Source organism: Pseudomonas sp. Bc-h, assembly GCF_002080045.1.
Taxonomy (GTDB): domain Bacteria; phylum Pseudomonadota; class Gammaproteobacteria; order Pseudomonadales; family Pseudomonadaceae; genus Aquipseudomonas.
Genome location: NZ_MUIN01000002.1, coordinates 56,952 through 82,232, shown reverse-complemented (window position 1 = coordinate 82,232; position 25,281 = coordinate 56,952). Strand labels below are relative to the sequence as shown.

Below are 25,281 nucleotides of genomic sequence, written 5' to 3'. Positions count from 1 at the left end.
CGACATGCTATTACGTCAGGATTAACTTCACAGCGCGCTCAATCCCTAACAGCCATGCACGGTGAACATACCCGGATGGGCCTGTAGCCAACCTGCTGGTGGCTACCTCTGACGCTCCCATCGCGACCGCATAACGGCTCATGCTCAAAGGATATGTGACAACCACTGCTCCACTGAATCCCCGCTGGATATACCAGGATGAACCAAGCCATCGATCATGAAGGTCTGGGACACATGAATGCCGTTTTGCCTCGCGTATTTACACTGCCATTTTATTGCGTGTTCAAGCTCTGGAGCCGCAAACGCATCGGCCAGTTTGATGCCACTATAACGCTCTATCCGCGCGACGATATCGTTAGGCGTCGCATCCATGTTCGGGCCGGTCGCATGATGCTCAAACTCGAATTCCTCACGATGCGCAGCAACGGCAGCCATCACGTCTTTGGCACTTTCTCTACCCTCGGGAAGCGAGGACGCAGCCAGAATGGCACGCACGACCACACCTGAAAACATGTGCCAGGGCTGAGACTGAAGCCGGATCTTGAGCGTTATCCGGTCCTCTCCGGCCTTTGCGATCAGCTCATCAAACTTAAGGAAAGCCTTGACCGAGAACGGGCAAGTTGGCTCAAGAAAAACTTCAAGTACGCGAGGCCCATCGCCCCATGAAAGGATGTCTGTTTGCATTGTGTGTCCAACTATTTGCGTGTGATAGAGAAACCCAAGGTGTAAGGACGCGGCGCAGCACCCATACGGCTCAAGCGACTGAGTCCTGGATTGTTAATTGCGTTGCAATGGCATCAATCAGCGCTGAGACCCTGCGAGGCTGAACCCGCGAAGGCGGATAAACGATCTGCAGTCTGCCGAAGGTCCATAGCGCACGGCAAAGTCCAGACCTTGGCCGACCAAGTCTACAAAGCTGTCGGTCAGCGTGATGTCGACGGTGACGTCTGGATGAGCCTTGATGAAACGGTCAATGATCGGTACCACGCGATTTTGACCGAGATCGACGGGTGCAGTCAGCCGTACAGGGCCGGATATTTTCTGCGTACCCCAGCGAATGCGGCTCTCCAGTTCGTCAGCATCTGCCAGCAACCTCTGGGCCCCCTCAGCCAGTACCCTGCCCTCCTCGGCCAGACTGAGTGATCGCGTCGTTCGCGTCATCAGCGTTGCCCCGTAATAGGCTTCAAGCGCGGCCAAACGTTCAGAGACCGTTGCCGGTGACAGCCCTAACTCGCGGCCGGGGGCTGAAAGACCCTCTCTTTCAATGATTGCAAGGAACAGGACAAGGTTATCCAGCTTTTTGGTGAGGTGACATGAGCACACGTTGTGATGAACAAAAAGCCTTGGTCGTGGGTGGCAGTCCAAGCATTTTCTCGGAAAAATTGAGGTCCTCGGACCCTCTATTCACGAACATGAAACCGCCGTTTCGTCGAAAATAGCCACCGCTCTCACGAAGCCCGCCGACGCATGCTTGATCTTGTAGGGGAAACAGGAGACTTGGAATCCATGGGCTGGCAGCTGTTCGAGGTTGGCCAGTTTCTCCATCTGCCCATAACCAATGTCCCGTCCCGCTTTGTGCCCTTCCCAGATAATCGCGGCATCACCTGTCTGGGCAAAACGCTCACGGGTGTACTTGAACGGTGCATCCCAACTCCAGGCGTCTGTCCCGACAACCCGGACGCCGCGCTCCAACAGGTACATCGTCGCTTCGCGACCTATTCCCACGCCTGCATCCAGATAACCGGGTTGACCAAACAAGGCGCCGGCACGGGTGTTGATGAGCACGATGTCCAGCGGTTGAAGCTCGTGGCCGATGCGGGTCAGTTCCTCCTCGATCTCGCGCGCAGTGACGACGTGGCCGTCAGGCAAGTGACGAAAATCAAGCTTCACCCCTGGCTGCAGGCACCACTCCAGCGGCAGTTCATCGATGCCCCACGCAGGATGACCGCCGTCTGTGGTCGACGCGTAGTGCCACGGCGCATCGATGTGCGTTCCGCTGTGCGTGGTGATCTGCAGACGTTCCGCCGCCCAGGACTCATTGCCGGGCATTTGATCCAGCCGCAGCCCCGGGAACATCGCGGCCATTTCAGGCCATCCCTGTTGATGGTCCATGTACTCGATTTTTGGCAGCAGCGGTGGCGGATCGGTGTAGGGGTTGTTCTCGAGGGTGACAGACAGGTCGACCAGGCGGCGCTTCGTGGTGCTCACAGGGATTTCCTCACGGCAGTCAGATTAAGGGCATTGCGAATCAGCGCACTGGCGCTGCCATCGTGGCTAAAGCCCGCAGCACGAGCCCGTGGCGTCTTTAGCGCCGGCATCGCGCCAAACAAAGCCTGAAGGTGTGCATCGGGTTCGAACGTGATACTTCCCCGCCCCGCTTCTCCAAACCGCCCGGCCAGTGCATCGATGACTTGCAGGATGGACAGACGAAGCACAGGCAGTTGCCAGACTCGCTCGGTATCGAACGACAGCGACGACAGTTCTGCGGCATGAATCAGGTTACCGACGCAGCAGTGAGCGGACATCCACCAGGCGGTCGCTTGCGGACTGACCGGGCAGGTGTAGGCCTCTCCTGCGGCGTAAGCCTGCAAAAGGTCACTCATGAACGCGGAGCGCAATCCATTGGGTTGCCTTGGGCGCGCAACGATGCCGGGCAATCGCAACGCGCGACCATCGACCTCGCCACGCCGTGCCAGATCGCGAAGCGCAGTCTCGATCATCAGTTTGTGCGTCCCGTACGACATCTGGGGCCGGGGCGACGCGTCCTCACCCATGCGGTCGGGCAAATGAGCGCCGTACACCGCGACGCTGCTCGCATACACCAGCACCGGTGGCCGGGGCTGACGGCGCAGTTGATCCAGCAGCTCAAGGCTCGCCATCAAGTTGACCTGGTAGCCCACGTCGTAGTCCTGCTCGGCCGCGCCGCCCGCCAGACTCACCAGATGGAATACGACGTCGACACCGTCCGCCAAGACCCGTCGGATCAAGGCGGCGTCGGTCACACTGCCTTTGTGCAAACGAATCCGCGGGTCTGACGGGAAGCCCTCGAGCTGGGCATCGAGCAGGAGAAGGGTGTTGATCGCTTTACCGTTAATGGCACCTCGCGTCAGCAACTGCAGCGTCAGGTGCCGACCGACAAAACCATTGGCGCCGGTTATCAAGACACGCATGGGAGCCCCTCAGCCGTTGGCCTGAACGATGCGTTGATCGATAGCGCCAAAGACTGACTGACCGTCTGCGCCGAGCACCTCCATCTTCACTCTGTCGCCGAACTGCATGAACCCCGTCCGTGCGCTGCCGTATTCGATCATTTCAATGGCGCGTCGCTCGGCGATGCACGCAGAACCTGCGGCACGATCCCTGTTGGAGATCGTGCCCGACCCGATCAACGTGCCTGCCCCCAGCTTGCGGGTAAAGGCAGCGTGAGCCACCAACGCTCCAAAACTGAAATTCATCTCGCCAGCATGAGGGTTGCCGAACCACTGGCTGTTCCACTCCACATTCAGTGGGAGTTGCACACGCCCGTCGCGCCAGTCGTCGCCCAATTCGTCGGGCGTCACCGCAACAGGGGCGAACGCCGAAGAGGGCTTGGCCTGAAGAAAGCCGAAGCCGGTTTTCATCTCACGCGGCGCCAGGGCACGGAGGCTGACATCGTTGATTTGCACCAACAGTTTGATATGGCGCAGTGCGTCCTGGGCCGAACAGCCCAGTGGTACGTCATCGACCAGCACGCCGAACTCACCTTCGAAATCGATTCCCTGGCTGACGCTCGGCAAACAGATGTCCTGCTGTGCGCCGAGAAAGTCATCGCCGGCGCCCTGATACATCAACGGCGTCTGATCGGCACCTTCGATAGGCTCAAGGTTGAAGGCTTTCTGCATCAGGGTGCCGTGGTTGAGGAACGCCGAGCCATCGCACCATTGATAGGCCCGTGGCAAGGGTGCCATCGCCTTGGCCGGGTCGAACGCGAAGGCATCTGTCGCGTTACCGGCATCCAGCGCCGAGGACAACGTCCTCAGCACCGGTTCGGATCGCGCCCAGTCCTCTATCGCGTCGCGCATCGTTGCGATCGGTGCGGCCACGGCTCGCTCTAAATCCCGCGACACCACCACCAGATAACCGTCACGGCTGCCGTCGCGCAGCGTTGCCAGCTTCATGGCTGCAGCTCCTGCGCGAACTGACCATCGAGGAGGATGAACACCATTCGGGCCATGGCGTCGGTCCGGTTGCTCCAGGCATGGTTGGTGCCGCGCTGGACCACCACGTCGCCGCGTTGCAGATGCACTTCCTCGTTGTCCAGCACCAGCCAGACCTCGCCCTCGGTGACAATGCCGTAATCCACGGTTTCAGTGCGGTGCATCAGCTTGTGCCGGGAATCGGCATGCCCTGTTCCGGCGTGCACCTGGCCGATTTCGGCGAAGGCAGCCGCGGCGGCCTCGTCGCTGACAGCGTTCTGCACGCTGTCGGGCGGGATGTCCACGACCCGAATCAGGCTGCCCAGTGGAGCAGGACTCAATTGCAATGCTCGAGCGGTGGGATCGTCGCCGTTGTCGATGATCGCCGGGCTGGACCCGGTGTTCCAGATTTCATGGAACACGGTGCCCGGCACCGACTTCAGGGCAAATGTATTAGGCGCTGCCGCACAGTGACTGACGGTGGCCAGTCCTTCGACGGTATGGCCCGTCACAACACGTTTGAAAGCAGGTAATTCATTCATTGGGCAGTCCTTATCAATGACCATCGCCAGGGTTGGATCGTCGGTGAGGGGGCGGGCTGAACAGATCGTGATTCACGCCCGTTCCTCTAGCACAACAGGAGAGGAAATCCTTAAGCAGCACAATGCGATCACACACTGCACGGCGCTGATGATTGCGACCGCTGTGGGCAGCGCAGAGCTGCCACCCTGCGTCATCATCAGCACCACCAGCGGGCTGATGAATTCACCGGCGAATATCGCAGCGGTAAAGAATCCGCTCGCCCGCCCCCGCTGGTTGAAATCAACCAGCGCCATGATCCGGGTGATCAGCGTCGGCAACATCAGGCCAATGCCCAGGCCGTTGATGAAGACAGCTATCGACAGCGTTCGATGTGATCCTGCCGCCGCCATGAGTAAGCCGCCGATGCCGGCAAGGGCAAAAGCCAGCAGCAGCAAACGCGTTGGCCGTGCGCTGCCAATCAACCGAAAACTCAACGCCCCTAGCAAAACGCCCAGCTGGTTGCCTCCCATGGTCATGCCGATCTGTTGAGGTGAGTCGACACCCAACAGGTTGAGCAGGTAACCGGCCTGCACGGGCACGATGAACAGGCTCAACCCTGCCAACAAGGCCAGACCCAACAGGGGTCGTAATCTCGACCAAGGCATCGCTGCCCCGCCATGCTCAGCCGCCTTTTGCGACATTGGCTCCCACAGCCAGAACGTCATCAGCGGCAAAAACACCAGGCCGACCGCATACAACGTGAATGGCGTGCGCCAGCTGTCCTGTCCGAGGTAGCCGCCGACCCCCATGAATACGGCGGCAGACAAAGAGGTCGCGACCATTTGCAGGGCAAACAATCGCTCACGTCGCTCGCCTCGGTAGTAGTCGCCCATCAGCGTGGTGCAGCAGGTCATGATGCCCGCTTCAGCCAGTCCGATGCCCGCGCGACTGATCACGATTGACTGCAACGACTCCAGCCACAGCGGCAAGGTGCCGCAGACGGTGTAGAGGAGCATCGACATCAGCAGCAGCGGTTTGCGCCCGACACGATCAACAATCATCCCGGCCAATGGTGCGAGGACGGCAATCATCAGCGCGGGAAGCGTCAGCGCTACCGGTACGAGCACAGCGGCACCCGGTGTATCGGCAAAGTGCGCCTGCATGCGGGGCAGCACAGGCGCCAGCAACACCGCACCGAGAACCGGAAGGCAACTGCCCAGCAGCAACAGGACAGATTGGGGCATACCCGCAGAGCGTTGTTCAGCTTTCATGACGCACCTCCAGACGCTGCAGTGCCTTGTGCTTCGACGAAGGCCGGCTAGCCGATGCAGCAGGCGCAGGTGTGTTCACCCGCACCTGCCGTTGTGGCAGAAGGAAATAAGCCAGTGCGGGCAGAAGGACCAACGCGCCGACCATGTTCCAGACAAACATGAAGGCCAGCAGCACCCCCATATCCGCCTGGAACTTGATGGGCGAAAACATCCAGGTGCCGACACCGATTGCCAGCGTGACGCCGGTCAACATCACGACCTTTCCGGTGAACTGCAGCGCTCGGTAATAGGCTTGGGACAGGGTCGACCCACGGCGCATCTCGGCCAGGACAATGCTCATCACGTACAGCGCATAGTCGACGCCGATGCCCACGCCCAGGGCAATGACCGGCAACGTCGCCACCTTCACTCCGATCCCCAGCCAGACCATCAATGCTTCGCAGAGAATGGAGGTGAGCATCAGCGGCAAGACCGCGCAGAGGACGGCCCGCCAACTGCGGAACGTGACGAGGCACAGCAGACAGACCGCGCCGTAGACCCACCAGAGCATCTCGTGGCTGGCTTGCTTGACCACGATGTTGGTGGCCGCTTCGATGCCCGAGCTGCCGGCCGCCAGCAGGAACTGCGCCTGGTCGCTGTCGTTTTCTCTCGCAAAGCCCTGGACACTGGACACCACGCGCTGCAGGGTGTCGGCTTTGTGATCGGTCAGGAAGGCGTACAGGGTCAGCAAACTGCAGTCCTCGTTGTACAACCCGCGCGGCGCACCCGCCGTGACCATGTTCAGGGTGGCCTGGTTATTGAGCAGCTCGTACCATTTGGGATTGCCCTCGGACAGGCCTACCAGCACCCGGCGATTGAGCAGCGCCAGCGAGTTGGTGGAATCCACACCCGCAAGGCCGCGCAACTGCCAGTCGAGGTTATCGACCCGTTGCAACGTGTCGTAGCTGGAACAGCCGCCAGCGGGCGTCTTGACCATGACCGCAAAGACATCGCTGCTGGCACCGTAGTGCTGCGTCAAATAGGCGTTGTCCTGGTTGTATCGGGAGTCGGCACGCAACTCGGGTGCGCCTGCATCCAGGTCACCCACCTTGAGCTGCAGACTCACCAGATAACCCGCCACGGCAAGAACGGACGCGACCAGCACGCAAGTCGCCGCCCAGCGTCGCTGCGTGAAAAGATCGAGAAAGCGCCAGGCCGGATGGCGCGCGGCGCCTGACATGTCGGCCTCTTCACTGCGCAGGCTCCGCTTGGCGGCCACGGCGCTGACGCCCAGGTAGGACAGCAGTACCGGTAGCAGAATCAGATTGGTGAAAATCAGCACCGCCACGCCGATACTGGCGATCACCGCAAGATCCTGGATGACCTGGATCTTGATGATCATCAGCACCGCAAAGCCGACTGCATCACACAGCAGTGCCGTGAGACCGGCAAGAAACAACCGGCGGAACGTGAAACGAGCGGCCACCAGTCGGTGCATGCCCCGGCCGATGTCCTGCATGATCCCGTTCATCTTTTGTGCACCATGGCTCATGCCGATGGCGAAAATCAGGAACGGCACCAGCACTGAATAAGGGTCCAGTTCGAAGCCGAGTACCGGAAGCAGGCCCAACTGCCAGACCACCGCCACCAGCGAGCAACTCATCACCAATACCGTGCTGCGCAGGCACCGGGTGTACCAGTAGAGCACTGCTGCGGTGATGGCAATTGCCGCGCCGAAGAACAGCAGGATTTGCCTGAGGCCCTGAATCAGATCCCCCACTACTTTCGCGAAACCGGTAATGCGAATCTCGATGGATGCATCCTGATACTGGGCCCGCAGCGCCTCCAGTTGCTGCGAAAGCACGGTGTAATCCAGCGCTCGGCCGTCGGCCGTGGTGGTCAGCAATGGCACGTAGATGATGCTCGATTGCTGATCGAACGCTACCAACTGACCGATCTCGTTGGATCGTTCGATATTGCGTTTGAGCGCGTCGAGACTCGCGGGTGAGCCGTCATACCCGTCGGGAATGACCGGTCCCCCTTCCAGGCCTTCCTCCGTCACACCTACCCAACGGGTAGCGGGCGTCCACAGCGACTTCATGTAAGCACGATCCACCCCCGGCAACAGGTAGACGGCATCATTGAGCTTCTGCAGCGTTTGCAGGTAGTGCGCGTCGTAGATGCCACCTCGGGTGTTGATGACCGCGATGCGTACGGCATTGCCGAGCCCCGAAAGCTCTTGGCGGTGCTGCAGATAGTTGGCGATGAACGGATGATCGGTCGGGATCATCTTCTCGAAGCTGGCGTTGAGTTGAAGGCGCGAGGCCTGCCAGCCCAAAAGCGCCGTCACCAGCAGACAGAGCACGAGGACAATACGACGGTGGTTAAACAGGGCTCGCTCAAGCAAAGAGCCAGAGCGCTGATCAAAATCGGCAAGGTTGCCATTCAAGGGCATCGAGCCTGGTTGGTTCGCGACATGCATGTCCTTTACTCCACAGCGTTCAAGGGCGTGGCCAGGCGCGCAGGTCCGGCAAAACCGACGCCCACCAGAGTGCCGTCGGCCGCCTGGGCAATAGCCGTCAGGGGTGGTCCGGGTGGCAGCGCGAGTGGAGCCAGATGGGTCCGATCAACGGAGGCTTGTAACAGCCCTCCCGCTTGATTGACCAGCAACAGCTGCTGACCAACGACGCGCATATCGTTGATGGAAATCGGCAGTGGATTGGCGACTTCGGCAAAGCTGCGTCCGTCATTCAGGACACGAAAAACCTTGCCGCGCAGCCCTGCGACCAGAACGGTGCCGTCGCTCTGTACCGCGAGGCTGAAATAGCTGCCCTCGTACGGCGTGTCTACAGCTTCGAAATGTTCGCCATGGTCGAGCGAAAGCAGAAACAAGCCCTGCTCACCCGCGACGTACACCTGACTACGGGTTTGGACTACGGCATAAAGATGAAGCCCCTGAGGGTTGGGGAGACTTCCCATGAGCGACGACCAGGTCTGACCACCGTCATGAGTGATCAGCGCCAGTCCGTATGCGCCAACGACAATGCCGTTGAGCGCGTCGGTGAAGCTGAGCGCCAGGAGCGGTTTGTCGGCGCCATCGCTCGTCAGGCGGCGAGCCGACGCTAGTCGACGCTCATCGCCTGCCCGCTGTGCGGCATTCAACTCCACGGCCGCCAGGCTTCGGCCATCAAGCTGAAGTGCCCAGTGCTCTCCACCGTCGGAACTGTGAAGGACTACGCCAGCGTGCCCCACCGCCCAACCCTGTTGCCCGACAAACTGCACGGCGGTCAGCGTGCTATTGACTGGCACCGCCACCTGGCGCCAACGGATCCCGTTGTCATCGGAGAGCAGCACGGTGCCCCGCTCGCCAACCGCAACCAGACGATCCTCGGCACGGGTGATCGCCTGCATCACCGCGTGAAGTGCCTGGGCCGACTGCGTTGCAGGGCGGCTCAACACATCGACGGGAGGGGCTGCCAGTAGCGGCGGTACAACCGCCATCAGGCACAGGGCCAGCCAGCTTTTAGCGCTCATATCAACGCACGCCTTCGCCAGCCAGGGCGTCCGGCGTGAACACCGAATCCTTGTAGGCCTGTACCACGCGGTACTGCTCAGACTTGCCCGCAAATATGTCACCGGTAAACCAGGTACTGGACAGCAGGTCGTAGAAGCCGTTGGTAATCGTCACCACGCCCGGCAAGTCCGGCAGCACGACCGGCGTGGTCCACAGTACTTTGGCCAACTGGTTCTGACCGTCATAGCGCTCGCCAAGCACTGCGGCCCAGGTATCCTCGTCCAGGTAATAAGTGCTGCGTGGCATCACGTGACGCTTACCGGATTTCAGTGTTGCCTCAACCACCCAGACACGGTGCAGTTCCCAGCGCAGTACATCCGGATTCAAGTGGTGCTCACCCAGCAACGCTTCGGGAGTGGCAGCCGTGAAGACCTTGTTGGAGTTATACGGGATGTACATTTCCTTCTTGCCGACCAGCTTCCAGTCAAAGCGATCAACCCGACCGTTGAAGACATACAACTCGTCGAAACTCATCACGCCCGCAGTGGCAGGAGTCGGCGTATCGCAACATGCGTTCGGCAGACGGCGGACGCGCCTTTGACCCGGCAGATAGGTCCACGCGCCTGTGTTGTCCGCGTTCACGTTTTCACGCCCGGTGATGGCTTCGCCAGCGCGCAACGGCGGGCCATCGTTGATCATCCGGATGGTCCAGAATGTGCCGTCTTTTTTCCCGCCGTCCGGCAAATACCAGGGCATCTGATAGTCACCACGCGAATCGTTCGTCAGCACGTGCTTGCCATCGGCCGTCGTCAAGTATTGGGTGAAGTCGGTGCGCCACGACGCCGCGCGCCAGCGCATCAGATGGTTCCAGATGGCTTGCACACCGTCCTTGGCCAACGGAAAGGGAATGCCACCCTCACCGTCCTGGGGAATCAACCCGGCTGAACTGTCGACCAGTCGGGTCTTGCCTGCGTTGGCGTAGGTGGCGTCATACACCGACTGGGGCGCCGCAGCGGTCCGGTGCGTCGGGTAGACGTCCAGACGATAACTGTCCGGATACTTCTTCAACATCGCCTGAATGCCCGGCGTGACTTTGTCGGCGTACTCTCCAATGTTCTTCGAGGTGATGCTGAACAGCGGCTTCTCGGCCGCAAAAGGGTCGGTACGCTTGCCGCCCTCTTTGTAGCCAGGGTCGACTTTGGTCAAGCCCCCGGTCCAGGCAGGAATGCTGCCGTCAGCGTTGCCAGCGCGCTCGGCGCCCAGCGGCGTGAGGGTGTTTTTCAGGTCAGCGGCGTCTGCTGCCATGGCGCCCTGAGACACCAGCGTGGCGACCGCCAGTGAAGTCAGAAGAAGGGTCATTTTTTTGCGAAGGGGCACGGTTTTACGCATATTCATGGCAGTTGTTCCCAGGCTCAAAAAGTACGGCTGACGCTGAAGGCGACGAAATCTCGGTCCTTGAGCGACTGTTCAAAGGTGTAGTTATTACTGGCGTCGAGAAAGGTATTGGCCGGGCCGTAGTAGTGGGTGTACGTGAGCCCCAGATTCCAGGTATTGAGGTAGTTACCCTTGACGCCGATGTTGATGTCGCCGCCTCGATCGGTACCGAACGCGGTACCGAGGGACTCTGAAGCGCCATGGGTAAAACTCACGCCGAAGGGGACGCTGATGTCCATGCCGGAAAACGCCTGGCGGTACATCGGCTCGTAAACGGTTCGAAAGCTCCAGGCATCGCGATCGGCGTTGTGATCGACCGCGTCCGGATTGTGGGTAACGCTCAGGGTGCGGTTCCAGGCAAACTCACCCAGAAAGCTGGTTTCCTGCGCCAAGAAATTCGGACTCAACGTCGCCAGCCAAGAGAGGTTGGCGTGCAACGTGCGGCCAGTCGCGTACAAAGCATCGTCAGCTTCGTTGGAGATGCCTTCGCCGGGGAGAAGTGCGCGCGGGTTGGTGGAGGCCAGCGGCTGGTCCCATCGAGTCGACATTTCGCCTGCAATGTTGAAAGCATCTACAGTGGTGGAGAAACTGGCTCCCAATGCTTTAATGCCTTCCGCGTACACCCAGCTGTATTCACCGGCATCACCGGTAAGCGGGTTCAGATTGGCGAAGTCCGGGCGAGCGAGTAGCTGCGGGTTTTTGTCGTGGAATCGAATCGCATAGACACCGAAGTCATAGTTTTCGGTGCGCCACTTGACCTGTACGCCACCCTGCCCCGAGTCCTTGGCCTGTTTGTCCGCGCCGTGATAGAACGCCAGCGGCTGGGCACCGGGAAAGAGAGGCGCCCCGACGAACAAACGCTCATTGCCTTCGCCTATTGAATCAAAAGACGAGAAGTAACTGCCCGCACCGAGTAACCGGTTCGCCTCCCACTCAAACTGGTAATAAGCGCCAATAGAAACATCAGGCGTGATCTGCAACTGACCGGACATCTGGTTGACCGGACGTATCAACTCCTTGAACTGGGTGTTGGGCACTGACACCCCCTTCACAACATCAATAGGCGCCATGCCTCCGGCAATACCATTCATGCCGTAGAACAGACTTTCGCCCCATTGCATCGCGTACTGACCGAGGCGCCCCGACACTGGCATTTCACCCAGATCGCCCTTGCCGTAGATGAAGGCGTCAAGAAGTTCCCCCTGGCGACCGTGCAGGTTGCGGGTGTTATCGGTGAAATGGTCGTAGTCCACGGAAACGCTGTTGACGGTGCCCGGGGAGTTGTTGTCGTTCTGCTTGTTATAAACGTCGTCGTACCAGGCAGCGCCGCTCAGTCGGGCACCGAAATTCTGATAGCTGAAGTCGAATTCAGAGAGCAGATCAAGGCGACTGGAGATCAGACCCTTGCCAAAGTTGCGATCCCCATCATCTCCGTTTACCGAGGTACTGCTGTCAGTGAGTTGCGACGAGGCACCTTTGGTCCGCCATGCCGAGCTGTACTTGAGGGTGTTGTCCCAGCGCGTCCGGATATCCGGATTTCCCGTGTCGAAATCAAACGCTTGCACCAGCGGTACACCGCCAAATACGGCTGTTAAAGCAAATACCAGTGGGTGCCGAGCAAATATCGGGCGCGAGTTTGCCCTTGCCCCTTTATGAGTGGCCATCAACTATCCCTCTTTGTTGTTTTTATCCGTAGGACTGACGTTCTGATTTCACGCGGGCAAAGAGCGCTCCCCGTCATACAGGTAGCCGCTGACTACACGCTCAAGCGGAGTAAATATCGAGATTGAAACAATGCTGAGTGAGGCCTGCCGAAGAAGGCCACGATGCTTGCGAGGGCGATGGGTGACGGTTTGCTCGAGATCATGGTGAACCTCACTCTTCTTATTTTATGACCCCTACTGCTAACGAGTAACAGTGGGTGGGTAAGTACAGCTTCAGGCTAAACAGGTGTTTTGACTAATCGACTCTTGAGATGCGATGTATTGCAAAGCTGGATACCTGAGCGGGTCGCATGCGTGCATAAGAAATGGCTGGCGCACCCCACTCAACCATGATCACGCTCAAGGCTGGAAAGTGGCTCAGCCTGAACCCGCATCGGCAACAAGTCCGACGGCAGCGATCGCCGCCATGGCGCAACGCTCATCGTTGTCCGAGGTGTCTCCGCTGATGCCGATGGCACCCACGATGTCGCCAGCGTCGTCTCGAATGAGCACGCCACCTGGCACAGGCAGCATGTTCCCGCCCGCCAGATCGCTCAGAGCGCTGAAAAACGCCGGCATCAATTGCGCCCGACGAGCCAGCTCACGACCGCCGAAGCCCATGCCAAGCACGGAGCTGGCTTTACCGTTGGCAATTTGCGGGCGCAGCAGGCTTGCACGCTCGTCACGTTTGAGTGCCAACAGATGCCCGCCCGCGTCCAGCACGGCGACGCAAAGGGGTTGAAATCCTTGCCCCGCGCCTTCGCTCAGCGCCTCGTCAACCATGCGGTCAGCGAGGGTCAGTGTGAGTCGGTTCATGCCACGCTCCTTATTGCTGATTCAGGGTGGACAGCGGGCGTTTGCCCATCTCCACGGCGCGTTGTCGCGTGTGCAGCTCCGACCACTTCACGGTATTGAAATCGCTGACCCGGTTAGGGTCATAACCCGGCACCTGGGCCTCGATACGACGACCACCCAGGTACACCCCGCAAATGCGTTGGCGCTCTTGAAGGATGGCGACGTTGTCCAGCGGCGAACCGTCGACGCGAATGAAGTCTGCACGACGCCCCACTTCCAGTGCGCCGACCCGTTGCGCGGCAGGCATCATCCGGGCCGACACCGAGGTGGCTGCCCGCAAAGCCTGGGCGGGAGTCAGGCCTAACCAGTCCACCAGGATTTCTATTTCTCGCGCATGCCACTCGCCATAAGGGGTAATGGCAAAGCCGCTGTCACTGCCGGTCATGAACGGAACCCCGGCCTCAAAGGCTTTTTTCAGGTTGCGACAGCCTGCTTCGATCACCCTGCGCTGCATCGAGGCGTAGCCTGATTTGGTCGACGCTTCGTAGGGCTCGGCGAACTCGGTGTTGTTCGCCAGCATGGTGAAGGTAGGGGCCACATGGCTGCCGGATTTCAGGATGGCTTCAATGCACTCGTCGTCCATGAAGAAGCCATGAAAGATCACGTCAACGCCGGCCTTGGCGGCGTACAGGACGGCTTCGCGGCCATAGGCGTGCACGGCCACTTTCTTACCCAGACGATGGATTTCGTCGACCATGAACCGCGTTTCATCCTCGGTGAAGGCCGCAATGTGCTCACCGTTGGGACGAAAATGGGGGCCATCCATGGCGATCTTCATCAAGTCCACGCCGTCCTTTGCCTGACGGCGTATCTCGGCGATCTGCTCGTCGCGCGTGGCGCACAGCCGGCCACTGAAATACTCCGGCGTGCCGACCCAACTGGGAAACCAGTCGTTGAGACTCTGCCGGTTGGAAATGACGTTGCTGCTGGCGGCGATGCGCGGGCCTGTGAACATGCCGGCGTTGATCGCGTTGCGTACCGAAATACTGCACTGGCCTGCATCCCCGGGCACCACGACAGAGGTGTAACCGGCCGCGAGCACATGCTGGGTGAAAAACAGACCGCGCAAGGCGCGAAACTCAGGTGACACATGCAGATCAATGTCCTCCTCGCTTTTCGCGTTACCGAACACGAGATGGGTATGCACATCGACCAGTCCCGGCATGACGAAATGCTCGCCGGTGTCGATGACTTTCTCACCGGCACCAATCGCCGGTGCTGAGTCCTGCGGGCCGACATACGTGAAGACGCCGTCTTCGATGATCAGTCGCTGATGTTGCCGCGCGGTGTCTTCGAGGCCGGTAAACAGGGTGTTGCAATTGACATGAGTGCGAGCCATGGCTGGGTTCTCTTGTTGTTATGCCGTGAGGGGTTGCGCAGGGGTATCCATCAGCCAGACAGCACCGCCTTCGTCGATGATGATCGGTTGCTGCTGCAGCGTTTGTCCAAGACAGGGGCCCAGCACACACCGCCCGTCATCCGGTTGGAACAGGGCGCCATGGGCGAAGCAGACAATGTGTTGGCCGTCTCCAGACATGAACCGGTCTTTGCGGTATTGCATGGCGACGTCCATGTGCGGACAGCGGTTCAGCCAGGCACGAAGCACGCCCCGCCAGCGGACGACCAACAGCGTGTCGCGCCCCTGGGCATGAGGATCGAAACCGCGTGCCGAGCCGTCCACGATCTCGTCTTGCCGGCACAGGAAAATTCGGCTGAATGTCATTGGGAACGGCGCCTCACGGGCTAAAGGTCCAGCACCAGGCGTGGGCTTTTGGATCGCGAACAACAGGGCGTAAATTGATCGTTCAGGGCCTGCTCGGCCGGGGTCATGAACATGTCCCGATGGTCCGGCTCGCCCTCGAGTACACGGGTCAGGCACGTGCCGCAAATGCCCGCTTCGCATGACAACGGCAGGTCAATGCCATTCTCGAGCAGCACTTGGGCCACCGAATAATCCGCGGGCACGACGAAGCAGCGACCGGTGCTCGCCAGCATCACTTCGAAGCTACCGTCATCGGCTTGAGCCACAGCCTGTGGCTGGGCGGCAAAATACTCCCGGTGCAGACTGTCTTCAGGCCAGCCAGCCAACCGGGCCTGCTCTAGGATGAATGCCATGAAGCCGCCGGGTCCGCAGACATACAAGTGATCGCCTTCGCAATACCCGCTTAACCCCTGTGCTGCGTCAAGCCGCGTCTCGGGCTGGTCATCAAAGTGCAGATGCGCCCGTTCGGCAAAACGCGATTGCTGGATACGCTCGATGAACGCGACGCTGGCGACCGAACGGCCACAGTAATGCAACTGGAAAGAGGCATCGGTCTGCGCCAGACATTCAGCCATGCAAAGAATCGGCGTGACGCCAATCCCCCCGGCAAACAACAACGAGCGCCGGGCACCGTGCGCCAGGGCGAACAGATTGCGCGGCTCGCTGATCTGCACAACGGAGCCTTCTTCGAGGGCATGCATGGCCTCTGAGCCGCCTCGGGAAGCAGGGTCCAGCAATACACCGATCTGATAGCGAAACTGCTCGTCGGGGTGATTGCACAGCGAATATTGGCGCACCAGCCCTGAAGGCAGATGCACGTCGATGTGCGAGCCGGCACTGAATGGGGCCAGTGCGGCACCGTCAGTGCGGGCGAACTCGAAGCTCGAAATTCCCTCGGCCTCGCGTTTCTTGCGGGTGACGATAACGTCGATCATTGCCGCTACCTTGCTTGTTGTTCATGCCGGTGCCATAGCAATGGCACGCGAGGTCAGATGGGCTCGGCGGTGAGCGTGAGCATTTGCTTGGTCAGGCCGATGCGATCAAAACTCTGATCGCGCGCCATTTCCCGATCCCCCGCCAGGACTGATTTCTCGCTGATGAACTTGCAACGCTCGAAGCGGCGATTCATGAAGCGCTGAAGCTTGTCTTCCATGCTGCCGTCTGCGGTCAGCTCCATACTCAGCACTAGGGCATCTTCGATGGCCATGCCAGCGCCCTGCCCCAGATGCGGGGTCGTGGCGTGGGCCGCGTCGCCGATCAGCAACACGCGTCCTTTGAACCAGGGCTCGTCAACGAACACAACTTCCATGGGCTTGTAGACGACCTGGCTGCTTTCGGTGATCTGCTCGCGCAGGCTGCCGACAAGCCCACCAATATTGCCGATGCGTTCACGCATCAGTTCGGCCAACTGCTCGGGCGGATACCAGGGATTCTCGGGCTCATGGGAAGTGGAAAACATGTACATGAGGTTGTCAGAGAGCGGCACCAGACCGGCGTTCCCGCCGGGCCCCATGTAGCTGGCGAGATGATCGATAGAGGGGTCGCGGGGAAAGTTGTAGCGCCAGACGGCCTGCCCGGTGAAACGTGGTTGATACTTGTCGCCAAACATCAGGGTGCGAATTTTCGAGTAAACCCCGTCGGCCCCGACCAACAAGCTGTAACGGCCACGCGTGCCGTCGGTGAAGGTAACGTCTACGCCTTGTGAGTCCTGCTCGAATGTCTCGACGCTCAGGCCTAACCGAATTCCGGCGCCCAACTCAATCGCCGTACTGCTCAGGACCTTGTGCAGCGCCAGCCGCGAAATACCCACGTTGGCCGGGTATTGCGGCCCCGCCAACCGTTGACCGGGAATGCGCGCCAGCGGCTTGCCTTCCAGGTCATAGATGCCGACGTCTTCGAAGCTGTACGCGGCATCCAGGTACCGGTCAAGGACGCCCAGCCGGGCCATTTCCCGCACGACGTTGCTTTGCTGAATGATCCCCACTCCGTAAACGGTCCAGTCGGATTTGATTTCCACCAGATCTACCGCCACGCCTTCACGACGCAACGCGATGGCGGCGCACAGACCACCGATACCACCGCCCACGACCAGGACCTTATCGACTTCGCTCATTAGGCGTTCCTTTCGTTTTTGTTGTTTTGATCAGCAATCGTAAAGCGCTGGCCGCACGGCTGCGCTGCCGCAAAAGCCATCATCGGCCGAGGCGCCACGCTTACTGTTGAGCTGACGATAAGCAGGAAAAGATGCGTTGACTAATCGGGAGTTGCCATGGAAAGTATTTCAAAAATAAATACAACAATGAGCCAGCTACCATGCGTTTCAACCACCTCGATCTCAATCTGCTCGTCGCCCTGGATGTCTTGCTCGAAGAACAGAACATCACGCGTGCTGCGGGACGCCTGCATATGACGCAGTCCGCATTGAGCGGAATCCTGCGCAGGTTGCGCGCCTACTTCGAGGACGATTTGCTGGTCCAGGTAGGGCGGACGATGACGCCGACGATGCTCGGCAAGGACTTGCAGATCCCGGTGAGGGAAGTGCTTCTGAAGATTCAGACGTCGATCGCTGCGAAGCCTGTCTTTGACGTCGCCCAGAGCAAGCGCCATTTCCGGATCATGGCCTCTGATTACTTGATCAACGTGCTGTTTGCCGAGGTGATTCAGCGCATCGTTTCGGACGCCCCGCACGTCACGTTCGAGCTGATGAGTCCCGGAGAAACCGCCGTCGAAATGCTGATGCGCGGCGAAATCGACCTGATGATTGCGCCTGAACAACACATCAATTCAGAGCATCCCTCACAGCTGTTGTTTGAAGAACAACATGTGTGTGTGGTGTGGGAAGGCAACACGAGCGTCAGAGAGCCCTTCACGCTGGAGAACTACCTGGAAATGGGTCATGTCGCAGCGGCTTTCGGGCGCAGCCGCACGCCGGCCATCGAGCAATGGTTCATGGACCAGTACGGCTGCCAGCGCCGCATGGAAGTCATTACTCACGACTTCAATACCATCCCTCACCTGCTCATCGGCTCTCAGCGAATCGCGACCATGCACAGCCGCCTCGCCTCGCTGTACGCGCAACTGCTGCCACTGCGGCTGCTTCCACCGCCCGTGAAAATTCCTGTGATGCGTGAGTACATGTCATGGCACCGCAGCCTCGACGGCGATGCGATGCTGATCTGGCTTCGTAACAAGCTGCTTGAAACCGTTCGGAGTTTTGAAACCCCTCCCCTCGCCTGATAGCTCTCCCTTCCTGCTAACGCTTCGCGCACCGATCTGCTGGCCCACCTATCGCGAACCGCGATGGCTGGCATGTGAACTCGCAATTTGTCGATCAGATGCAAGCGTGCGAGCTTCCTTGCGTGCTGGCACTGATGCGTGTGCCCGCTGCGGCATGCGTCTCACTGTGCCGCGCCTCGGAACCGTTAGAAGGATAATAAAAATATGTTTCGCTACTTCCCCACCAATTACGTCTGGAATCTCTCTGTAGACCTGGCCATCGAGATGGGTGCCCGCATTGGCGAAATCGAAGAGATGTGCGCGCCTCTTCAAGAAAGTGCCAAGCACCCCGACGCAACCGGCACACAGGCGTTTCGTGAGACCTGGTCAAAGATGGCTGACAAGTTGTGCAGCCTGGCCGAGGAAGACGAGGCGCGCGGCCGGCTGTTTTCGGCCGGCGAGAAATACAACCGTGCGGCGACGTATTACATCACCTGCGAACGCCTGCAGGCCCACGGCGCCCCGGCACGTGAAGCGCTCTATCAGCGGTTCCTGGACACGTTTGCGCGCGGTGTACGCCTGTCTTCGGAAAACTGCGAACGCGTTGAAATTCCCTATGAAGGCAGCCACTTGTCAGGGCTCTATACCCGCGCTGAAGGTGTGCAGGGGCCTGCGCCCATTTTGGTTCAGGTCAATGGCCTGGATTCCACCAAGGAGATGAAATACCGGGTGGGTCTGCCAGCATGGCTGGCAAAACGCGGTATCGCCTCCCTGGTCATCGATCAGCCGGGGACTGGCGAGGCCTTGCGCCTGCAAGGGCTCACAGCACGCTATGACAGCGAGCACTGGGCCAGCCGTGTGGTCGACTGGTTAGAGACGCGTGACGACATCGACCCGAAACGCATTGGCATGGAAGGTGTTTCGCTCGGCGGCTACTACTGCCCTCGCGCCGTTGCGTTCGAGCCACGCTTTGCCTGTGGCGTGGTCTGGGGAGCCAACCATGACTGGCGAGATGTGCAGAAGCGTCGCCTGGCCAATGAGGGCAACTTACCGGTCCCGCACTACTGGAAACATGTGTGCTGGGTGTGGGGAGCCAAGGACATTGATGAGTTCATGACGGTGGCCGAGCTCGTTCATCTGGATGGCGTGCTGGATCGAATCAAGGTGCCGTTCCTGGTGACCCACGGCGAAAAGGACAGCCAGATTCCGCTGAAATGGGCGCATCGCACCTACGAACAGTTGATCAACAGCCCGCAACGCGAATTGAAAGTGTTCACCGAGCGAGAAGGCGGCGTGCAGCACTCAAGCTTCGACAACAGCATCAACGCGGGTCAGTACATCGCTGACTGGGTCGCAGAAACTCTGGGCGGCCGTACGGCCTGAGCCACAACAAGAGAGACAGCTCATGAATATCATCGGACCTGAATATCTGGTGTTCGGCGTCGACAACGTTGGCGTTTGCGTACAGTACCTGACCGACTATGGCCTCAAACCCGTTGATCTCGACGACACGGGCGGCTACCTCGAAGCGCTGGACGGCACGGGTGTCCTCATCCGGCATCGGGATGATCCACAGCTGCCGCCCGCAATGGGCACGGCCAGCACCCTGCGCGAGACGGTATACGGTGTTGCTGATGAAGGAACGCTGCTGGCCATCGAGACCGAATTGCGCAGGGACCGTGAGGTCAGCCGCACAGAGGATGGGGTGCTGCACGCGGTAGACGATATGGGGTTCGCTGTCGGTTTCAGGATCACCCAGCGGCGTGAACTGTCACTGCCGGGCGAGGTGAGCAACGCACCAGGCTCGTCGACGCTGCGCGAAGTCAACAGCCTGGGCGCCAGCAACGAAATGCCTGCCCTGCCCCGAAGCCTGTCGCACGTTGTCTATTTCGTCCCGGATGCCGATAAAGCAGAAGCGTTTTACACACGGCTGGGTTTCGTCTGCACCGACCGGTTCATTGGAACCGGCCCTTTCCTGCGCCCGGCGGGCACGCAAGACCACCACACGTTGTTCTTTATTCAGACGCCGCCGTTCATGAAAGGCATTGAGCACTTCACCTTTCACATGGCGGGTCCCACAGAAGTCATGCTCGCGGGTACGCGTTTCGTTGAAAAAGGCTACGAGTCCTTCTGGGGTCCGGGTCGACATCAACTGGGATCGAACTGGTTCTGGTATTTCAACAGCCCCATGGGCTGCCATGTCGAGTACGACGCGGACATGGACTTGCACGACGACAGCTGGTCGCCGCGGGTTGAGCCTTCCAGTGCCGATACCTCTCAGTACTTCCTGCTCCAGCACCGCGAAAAGTGGATGCCGGGTGGAAAGCCGGAATAAATCACCGGGATAACGCGCGTTAACCCTGCGCAACAGAAGAGGCCGCTGCTCACCAACAAGGGTTGCAGCGGCCTCGTCACGTCTACCTCACAACGAGCGTACACCTGGCTCCTACAGCTTCCAGATGTACGTCAATCAAGCTGACGCAACCGCTCGATAATTCGCCGAGCACGGTTCGCACCTACGTCGACGTGTATGTCGACTGTCGCCGGCTTGCCAAAACGACACATGTTTCGGTACTGCGCTTCGATCACCACCTTGTCCTCGTCGAACGTCAGCACCGTCTGCTCCACGACTTTCGCTTTAACGGCCTCCGGATCGCTCAGCGGATTGGTCGCTATCGTCCAGAAGTAGTGGCTGGTCGTCTCGGTCTCCGGTGTCACGCCGTGAAAGCCACGCATATGAAAACCGCCGCGATCCGGGTCATCAATCGATTCGGTCCCTGCATCGACGGCGCCTGTCCAGATCCGAAGATGGCTGACGTGGAATTCGATTTCCTGCCACCGATCCACGTTGCCCAAAAACGGATAAGCAGCGGTATAGGTAGGAGGCGGCACGGAGTCAAGCATCTGTCGCACCACCCTCACCTTCTGATCATCGCTCTGCACCTCCATGCGCGCGTTCATGTGGATGCTTGCGTTGCCACCAATGGTGTGCAGATGCACGTACCCCAGGTGACTTAGATCCAGCAGATTGTCGTGTATGAGCTGGTAAGGCGCATCGTAGTGATAGACATCGCCGTCATAGAGGTAAAGGCCGCTGCTGTGCACGTCATAGGCAGGCGGTTCGAACAGGGGTTCAGGGTGCGCCTCGCTGCCGTGCCAGATCCACACAATCTGGTCCTTTTCCCTGACCACATAAGCGGGCACTTTGGCCTTTCCGGGAATCCGATCCTGGCCCGGCACCTCGATGCATTTACCTGCAGAGTCGAAGAGCAGACCGTGGTAGCCGCAGCGTATCCCACGTTCTTCCAACGTCCCGTTTGACAGTGGCAGCGCACGATGGCAGCAGCGGTCCTCCAATGCGGCAACCGAGCCATCCGCGCATCTAAAAAGGACTACCGGGAAACCCAGTAACGTTCGAGCCAAGGGCGCATCCTTGAGCTCTTTGGACAAGGCCGCAACGTACCATTGGTTGACCGGGAACGTCGCTAGCTGCGGGATAGCCAGGTTTTGTACGCCCGGGTCGAAGACGGTAGCGCTCATTATCATCTCACCTCGCTTGTTTTTAGTATGAGGTGCCCAACACAGTCATGTGGCAATCACTCGCCGACTATTGAGCAACTATGCCGGTAGACCTTAGCGCTCCCTACCCCACGGGCACTAATCAGATCCTCCGCTAGGAGGTATCGCCAACCGCGATGCTTGCCTCTCGAACAGCTGTTATCGAGGGCGTGCAGAGGTGTCAGGAGCTACGAGCCGAGAGGGCTGTCTGAAGCAGGCCCTGGCTACGAAAATCTGAAGGAGAAAGCCCGGTGAGGCGCTTGAAAAAGCGCGAGAAGTACGCCGGGTCGGCGAAGCCCAGCACATCGGCCACCTGGGCGACGGTCATGCTGGTGTAGATCAGGTTGCGCTTGGCCTCCAGCAGCATGCGCTGGTGCACGACTTGCAATGCACTGAGGCCGGCCAGGTCGCGACAGATATTGTTCAGCTGGGCGACTGAGAGGCCCACCTTGTACGCCAGGTGCTCGACGCTGGGCTGCTCCCGAAAATGGGTTTCGATCAGGCTGACAAAATGTGCAAGGTATCTTCGACCTCGCTGCGGTGCCTGCCTCGAACTATTGCGTGCCGTGGCTTGTCGGCCAACCCAGACCAACGCCACGTTGATCAGCGAATGAAGCATCACATCCCGGCCCGGCTGCAGGTTCTGATACTCCCGCAGCAAAGCAGAAAACAGCGTCGTGAGGTATCCACGGTCAGTGCCTGCCAAATAAAGTGCCGGATGGGCCAGAACATCATGGGTCGCGCCAGTCTGAGCCTGCAATTGAGCGATGAGCGGAGCAGCGAGCGTTACCACGTAACCGTCGATATCTTCTGAAAAGCGAAACCCGTGCACGCATTGAGGTGGAACGACTTGCAAGGCCGCTTCGCGCACCACGAGTTGCTGCCCCTCGATATCGATCTGCGCCTGCCCCTTGCGAACGTAGAGCAACTGGCACAAATCGGCGTGCCTGTGCGGCTGTATTTCCCAGTGATGGAGGCGACTGCGTTTGGCAATGGTCTCGCAATGCAGCAGGTCCGGGGTCGCCCAGCGCTGGCCCTCTCCGTACAGCTTGAACACCGGGATGTTATCCAGCACCGCCCTGACCATGCCTGCTCCAGACTGCGCGATAATCGCCCAGATTACTGAAAAGTACCTGAAGATCAGGATTTTTAAACTTCTAAACCGCCCTCAGCAAGCGAAAAATGCAAGTTCATAAACATAACAAGCTTGCGTGGGATAACAACAATGAAGACTCAAGTCGCAATCATCGGCGCCGGCCCGTCCGGTCTTCTGCTCGGCCAACTGCTGCACAACGCTGGCATCTCCAACATCATTCTCGAACGGCAGAACCCTGAATATGTGCTTGGCCGCATCCGCGCGGGAGTGCTCGAACAAGGGATGGTCGACCTGCTCCGCAAGGCCGGTGTGGGCGCTCGCATGGACAAGGAAGGCCTGGTACACGACGGTTTTGAACTGGTGTTCGCCGGCAAGCGCCAGCACATCGATCTGAAGCGCCTTACCGGCGGCAGGACGGTGATGATCTACGGTCAGACCGAGGTCACTCGTGATTTGATGGCCGCACGTGAGGCTGCAGACTGCGAGACCATTTATGAAGTGGAAAACGTACGCCCTCAGGATCTGAAAACCGAGCGCCCCTACGTCACCTTTGAAAAAAACGGTGAAATTATGCGTCTGGACTGTGATTTCATCGCGGGTTGCGACGGTTTTCATGGTGTGGCTCGGCAATCAATTCCCACTGATGCTTTGAAGATCTTCGAGCGGGTCTACCCGTTTGGCTGGTTGGGCGTTCTTGCCGATACTCCGCCTGTCAATGAGGAACTGGTCTATGCCGCCCATGAGCGTGGCTTTGCATTGTGCAGCATGCGCTCCGCTACCCGCACCCGATACTACTTACAGGTGGGGGCTCAAGAGAAAGTTGAAGACTGGTCCGATCAGCGCTTCTGGGATGAGCTGAAAACCCGGTTGCCGACAGAACTTGCGGACCGTCTGGTCACCGGCGATTCCATTGAGAAGAGCATCGCGCCGTTACGCAGCTTCGTGGTCGAACCCATGCAGTTCGGCAAACTCTTTCTGGTTGGCGATGCAGCCCACATCGTCCCGCCCACCGGCGCCAAGGGCTTGAATCTGGCTGCGAGCGACGTCAGCACTTTGTTCGACATTTTCTGCAAGGTTTACAAAGAAGGCCGTGTTGATGCCACTGCGCAGTACTCGGCCGTATGCCTGCGACGCATCTGGAAAGCCGAGCGTTTTTCCTGGTGGATGACCTCAATGCTGCATGCATTCCCGGACACCGATGCGTTCGGCCAGCGCATCAAGGAAACCGAGCTGGATTATTTCGTGGAGTCTCTGGCTGGGCGTACCACCATTGCCGAGAACTACGTGGGATTGCCGTACGAAACAGTTGAGTAAAAAAGCAACAAAGGGCGCCGGGCAGCGACAATGAAGAGGCTGCGCAGTCCCCTGCTCTGGTGAAGAGCCTCTCGGCGCAACCTCGACGTGTAACTGAAGATCAAAAGCCGTCGACTCAGCCCAGGTCACCGCCTCCCACCGGCAACGTCACGCCGGTGATATAGGACGCTTCGTCCGATGCCAGAAACAGAATCGCGCCCGCTTGCTCGTCGATCGTCCCGTAGCGCTTCATCAAGGTGCTGTCGAGGGTCTGATCAACGATCTGCTGGTACCACACCTGCTCCTGCTCGCTCTGGGCCTGGGTATTGCGAGGGATCCGGCGCGGGGGCGCTTCGGTGCCGCCAGGCGCAGTCGCGTTGACGCGAATTCCGCTGCCCGCGGTCTCAAGCGCCAGGCACGCAGTCAGCGCATTGACGCCGCCCTTCGCAGCGCCGTACGGCACTCGATTGATGCTGCGTGTGGCAATGGAGGAGACATTGACGATGGCACCGCTTCCCTGCTCGAGCATGTAGGGCAATACGCAGTGGCAGCACCACAGTGTCGGAAACAAGGAACGCCGGATTTCGGCCTCGATCTCGTGTTCCGCGTAATGCTCGAAGGGCTTGGCCCAGATCGTCCCGCCGACGTTGTTGATCAGGATGTCGATGCGCCCGAAGCGCTGGTTTGCCGCGGCCATGATGCGCGCACATTCGGCGTGCAGCTCCAGGTCTGCGGTCAGCGTCAGGCTGCGCTCGTGCTGCAACTCATGAACGAGCTCCGAACGGTCGATGGCGACCAGCAAGCCCCCCTCTTCCAGCAACCGCTCGGCCACTCGCCGACCGATCCCCTGCGCGGCGCCGGTGACCAGCGCAACCTTTTCGTTGAAACGTGGATTCATTGCTC

General features: G+C 59.5%; 23 protein-coding genes. 4 read left to right on the top strand and 19 right to left on the bottom strand.

The window, feature by feature from the left end:
* Nucleotides 1–144: 144 nt before the first annotated feature.
* From BWR59_RS02475 to BWR59_RS02400, 16 genes are all read right to left on the bottom strand, one after another.
* Nucleotides 145–684: a thioredoxin gene (locus tag BWR59_RS02475; protein ID WP_081564067.1), complete on the bottom strand. Its 540-nt coding sequence runs from the start codon at nucleotides 682–684 to the stop codon at nucleotides 145–147.
* A gap of 117 nt (nucleotides 685–801) precedes the next feature.
* Nucleotides 802–1,365, bottom strand: a complete 564-nt coding sequence (locus BWR59_RS02470; protein WP_230981940.1) for a LysR family transcriptional regulator — start codon at nucleotides 1,363–1,365, stop codon at nucleotides 802–804.
* A 39-nt stretch (nucleotides 1,366–1,404) separates the two neighbouring features.
* On the bottom strand, nucleotides 1,405–2,208 hold the full coding sequence (locus BWR59_RS02465) for a cyclase family protein (protein WP_081564066.1): 804 nt from the start codon (nucleotides 2,206–2,208) through the stop codon (nucleotides 1,405–1,407).
* Complete coding sequence (locus tag BWR59_RS02460; RefSeq protein ID WP_081564065.1) at nucleotides 2,205–3,170, bottom strand: NAD-dependent epimerase/dehydratase family protein; 966 nt, start codon at nucleotides 3,168–3,170, stop codon at nucleotides 2,205–2,207. The genes BWR59_RS02465 and BWR59_RS02460 overlap by 4 nt, the downstream gene beginning before the upstream one ends.
* Before the next feature lie 9 nt (nucleotides 3,171–3,179).
* The gene (locus BWR59_RS02455) at nucleotides 3,180–4,157 is read right to left on the bottom strand and encodes a fumarylacetoacetate hydrolase family protein (RefSeq protein ID WP_081564064.1); all 978 of its coding nucleotides are present in this window, start codon (nucleotides 4,155–4,157) and stop codon (nucleotides 3,180–3,182) included.
* Entirely contained in the window at nucleotides 4,154–4,717 is a 564-nt protein-coding gene (locus BWR59_RS02450; RefSeq protein WP_081564063.1) for a cupin domain-containing protein, read from the bottom strand. The genes BWR59_RS02455 and BWR59_RS02450 overlap by 4 nt, the downstream gene beginning before the upstream one ends.
* Nucleotides 4,718–4,789: 72 nt before the next feature.
* On the bottom strand, nucleotides 4,790–5,968 hold the full coding sequence (locus tag BWR59_RS02445) for an MFS transporter (RefSeq protein ID WP_081564062.1): 1,179 nt from the start codon (nucleotides 5,966–5,968) through the stop codon (nucleotides 4,790–4,792).
* Nucleotides 5,958–8,429 carry an MMPL family transporter gene (locus BWR59_RS02440; protein ID WP_081564061.1) on the bottom strand — a complete coding sequence of 824 codons (2,472 nt, stop codon included), beginning with the start codon at nucleotides 8,427–8,429 and terminating at the stop codon, nucleotides 5,958–5,960. Before BWR59_RS02440 ends, BWR59_RS02445 begins: the two co-directional genes overlap by 11 nt.
* 5 nt (nucleotides 8,430–8,434) lie before the next feature.
* A complete protein-coding gene (locus BWR59_RS02435) occupies nucleotides 8,435–9,481 on the bottom strand; it encodes a YCF48-related protein (RefSeq protein WP_081564060.1) in 1,047 nt (348 codons plus the stop codon).
* Between the two features lies 1 nt (nucleotide 9,482).
* Nucleotides 9,483–10,856 carry a DUF1329 domain-containing protein gene (locus tag BWR59_RS02430; RefSeq protein WP_230981939.1) on the bottom strand — a complete coding sequence of 458 codons (1,374 nt, stop codon included), beginning with the start codon at nucleotides 10,854–10,856 and terminating at the stop codon, nucleotides 9,483–9,485.
* Between the two features lie 17 nt (nucleotides 10,857–10,873).
* Nucleotides 10,874–12,559 (bottom strand): DUF1302 domain-containing protein, encoded by a 1,686-nt coding sequence (locus BWR59_RS02425; RefSeq protein WP_081564059.1) that lies wholly within the window; start codon nucleotides 12,557–12,559, stop codon nucleotides 10,874–10,876.
* A 417-nt stretch (nucleotides 12,560–12,976) separates the two neighbouring features.
* Nucleotides 12,977–13,414, bottom strand: a complete 438-nt coding sequence (locus BWR59_RS02420; RefSeq protein WP_081564058.1) for a heme-binding protein — start codon at nucleotides 13,412–13,414, stop codon at nucleotides 12,977–12,979.
* Nucleotides 13,415–13,424: 10 nt separating this feature from the next.
* Nucleotides 13,425–14,792 carry an amidohydrolase family protein gene (locus BWR59_RS02415; RefSeq protein WP_081564057.1) on the bottom strand — a complete coding sequence of 456 codons (1,368 nt, stop codon included), beginning with the start codon at nucleotides 14,790–14,792 and terminating at the stop codon, nucleotides 13,425–13,427.
* An 18-nt stretch (nucleotides 14,793–14,810) separates the two neighbouring features.
* Nucleotides 14,811–15,176: a Rieske 2Fe-2S domain-containing protein gene (locus BWR59_RS02410; protein ID WP_081564056.1), complete on the bottom strand. Its 366-nt coding sequence runs from the start codon at nucleotides 15,174–15,176 to the stop codon at nucleotides 14,811–14,813.
* A 20-nt stretch (nucleotides 15,177–15,196) separates the two neighbouring features.
* Nucleotides 15,197–16,150, bottom strand: a complete 954-nt coding sequence (locus tag BWR59_RS02405) for a PDR/VanB family oxidoreductase (RefSeq protein ID WP_081564055.1) — start codon at nucleotides 16,148–16,150, stop codon at nucleotides 15,197–15,199.
* A 53-nt stretch (nucleotides 16,151–16,203) separates the two neighbouring features.
* Nucleotides 16,204–17,328, bottom strand: coding sequence for an FAD-dependent oxidoreductase (locus BWR59_RS02400; protein ID WP_081564054.1), 1,125 nt, complete (start codon nucleotides 17,326–17,328; stop codon nucleotides 16,204–16,206).
* Between the two features lie 200 nt (nucleotides 17,329–17,528).
* Between BWR59_RS02400 and BWR59_RS02395 the strand changes: the two genes are divergently transcribed.
* The 3 genes from BWR59_RS02395 (at nucleotide 17,529) to BWR59_RS02385 (ending at nucleotide 20,766) form a co-directional block, all read left to right on the top strand.
* Entirely contained in the window at nucleotides 17,529–18,452 is a 924-nt protein-coding gene (locus BWR59_RS02395) for a LysR family transcriptional regulator (RefSeq protein ID WP_081564053.1), read from the top strand.
* Nucleotides 18,453–18,656: 204 nt separating this feature from the next.
* Entirely contained in the window at nucleotides 18,657–19,814 is a 1,158-nt protein-coding gene (locus BWR59_RS02390; protein WP_081564052.1) for a prolyl oligopeptidase family serine peptidase, read from the top strand.
* Nucleotides 19,815–19,836: 22 nt separating this feature from the next.
* Nucleotides 19,837–20,766, top strand: coding sequence for a VOC family protein (locus BWR59_RS02385; protein ID WP_081564051.1), 930 nt, complete (start codon nucleotides 19,837–19,839; stop codon nucleotides 20,764–20,766).
* 131 nt (nucleotides 20,767–20,897) lie between these two features.
* On the opposite strand, the gene BWR59_RS02380 is transcribed toward BWR59_RS02385, so the two are convergent.
* Together BWR59_RS02380 and BWR59_RS02375 are read right to left on the bottom strand one after the other, a co-directional pair.
* On the bottom strand, nucleotides 20,898–21,971 hold the full coding sequence (locus tag BWR59_RS02380; protein ID WP_081564050.1) for an aromatic ring-hydroxylating dioxygenase subunit alpha: 1,074 nt from the start codon (nucleotides 21,969–21,971) through the stop codon (nucleotides 20,898–20,900).
* Between the two features lie 199 nt (nucleotides 21,972–22,170).
* On the bottom strand, nucleotides 22,171–23,076 hold the full coding sequence (locus BWR59_RS02375) for a helix-turn-helix domain-containing protein (RefSeq protein ID WP_081564049.1): 906 nt from the start codon (nucleotides 23,074–23,076) through the stop codon (nucleotides 22,171–22,173).
* Between the two features lie 129 nt (nucleotides 23,077–23,205).
* On the opposite strand from BWR59_RS02375, the gene pobA reads away from it, so the two are divergent.
* Nucleotides 23,206–24,399: a 4-hydroxybenzoate 3-monooxygenase gene (gene pobA, locus BWR59_RS02370; protein ID WP_178111211.1), complete on the top strand. Its 1,194-nt coding sequence runs from the start codon at nucleotides 23,206–23,208 to the stop codon at nucleotides 24,397–24,399.
* A gap of 115 nt (nucleotides 24,400–24,514) precedes the next feature.
* On the opposite strand, the gene BWR59_RS02365 is transcribed toward pobA, so the two are convergent.
* Nucleotides 24,515–25,276, bottom strand: coding sequence for a 1,6-dihydroxycyclohexa-2,4-diene-1-carboxylate dehydrogenase (locus BWR59_RS02365; RefSeq protein WP_081564047.1), 762 nt, complete (start codon nucleotides 25,274–25,276; stop codon nucleotides 24,515–24,517).
* Nucleotides 25,277–25,281 lie beyond the last annotated feature (5 nt).

Coding starts and splice junctions, on each gene's coding strand:
- BWR59_RS02475 (WP_081564067.1), bottom strand. CDS start 684: ATGCAAACAGACATCCTTTCATGGGGCGATGGGCCTCGCGTACTTGAA.
- BWR59_RS02460 (WP_081564065.1), bottom strand. CDS start 3,170: ATGCGTGTCTTGATAACCGGCGCCAATGGTTTTGTCGGTCGGCACCTG.
- BWR59_RS02455 (WP_081564064.1), bottom strand. CDS start 4,157: ATGAAGCTGGCAACGCTGCGCGACGGCAGCCGTGACGGTTATCTGGTG.
- BWR59_RS02450 (WP_081564063.1), bottom strand. CDS start 4,717: ATGAATGAATTACCTGCTTTCAAACGTGTTGTGACGGGCCATACCGTC.
- BWR59_RS02445 (WP_081564062.1), bottom strand. CDS start 5,968: ATGAAAGCTGAACAACGCTCTGCGGGTATGCCCCAATCTGTCCTGTTG.
- BWR59_RS02440 (WP_081564061.1), bottom strand. CDS start 8,429: ATGCATGTCGCGAACCAACCAGGCTCGATGCCCTTGAATGGCAACCTT.
- BWR59_RS02435 (WP_081564060.1), bottom strand. CDS start 9,481: ATGAGCGCTAAAAGCTGGCTGGCCCTGTGCCTGATGGCGGTTGTACCG.
- BWR59_RS02430 (WP_230981939.1), bottom strand. CDS start 10,856: ATGAATATGCGTAAAACCGTGCCCCTTCGCAAAAAAATGACCCTTCTT.
- BWR59_RS02425 (WP_081564059.1), bottom strand. CDS start 12,559: ATGGCCACTCATAAAGGGGCAAGGGCAAACTCGCGCCCGATATTTGCT.
- BWR59_RS02420 (WP_081564058.1), bottom strand. CDS start 13,414: ATGAACCGACTCACACTGACCCTCGCTGACCGCATGGTTGACGAGGCG.
- BWR59_RS02415 (WP_081564057.1), bottom strand. CDS start 14,792: ATGGCTCGCACTCATGTCAATTGCAACACCCTGTTTACCGGCCTCGAA.
- BWR59_RS02410 (WP_081564056.1), bottom strand. CDS start 15,176: ATGACATTCAGCCGAATTTTCCTGTGCCGGCAAGACGAGATCGTGGAC.
- BWR59_RS02405 (WP_081564055.1), bottom strand. CDS start 16,150: ATGATCGACGTTATCGTCACCCGCAAGAAACGCGAGGCCGAGGGAATT.
- BWR59_RS02400 (WP_081564054.1), bottom strand. CDS start 17,328: ATGAGCGAAGTCGATAAGGTCCTGGTCGTGGGCGGTGGTATCGGTGGT.
- BWR59_RS02395 (WP_081564053.1), top strand. CDS start 17,529: ATGCGTTTCAACCACCTCGATCTCAATCTGCTCGTCGCCCTGGATGTC.
- BWR59_RS02390 (WP_081564052.1), top strand. CDS start 18,657: ATGTTTCGCTACTTCCCCACCAATTACGTCTGGAATCTCTCTGTAGAC.
- BWR59_RS02385 (WP_081564051.1), top strand. CDS start 19,837: ATGAATATCATCGGACCTGAATATCTGGTGTTCGGCGTCGACAACGTT.
- BWR59_RS02380 (WP_081564050.1), bottom strand. CDS start 21,971: ATGAGCGCTACCGTCTTCGACCCGGGCGTACAAAACCTGGCTATCCCG.
- BWR59_RS02375 (WP_081564049.1), bottom strand. CDS start 23,076: ATGGTCAGGGCGGTGCTGGATAACATCCCGGTGTTCAAGCTGTACGGA.
- BWR59_RS02365 (WP_081564047.1), bottom strand. CDS start 25,276: ATGAATCCACGTTTCAACGAAAAGGTTGCGCTGGTCACCGGCGCCGCG.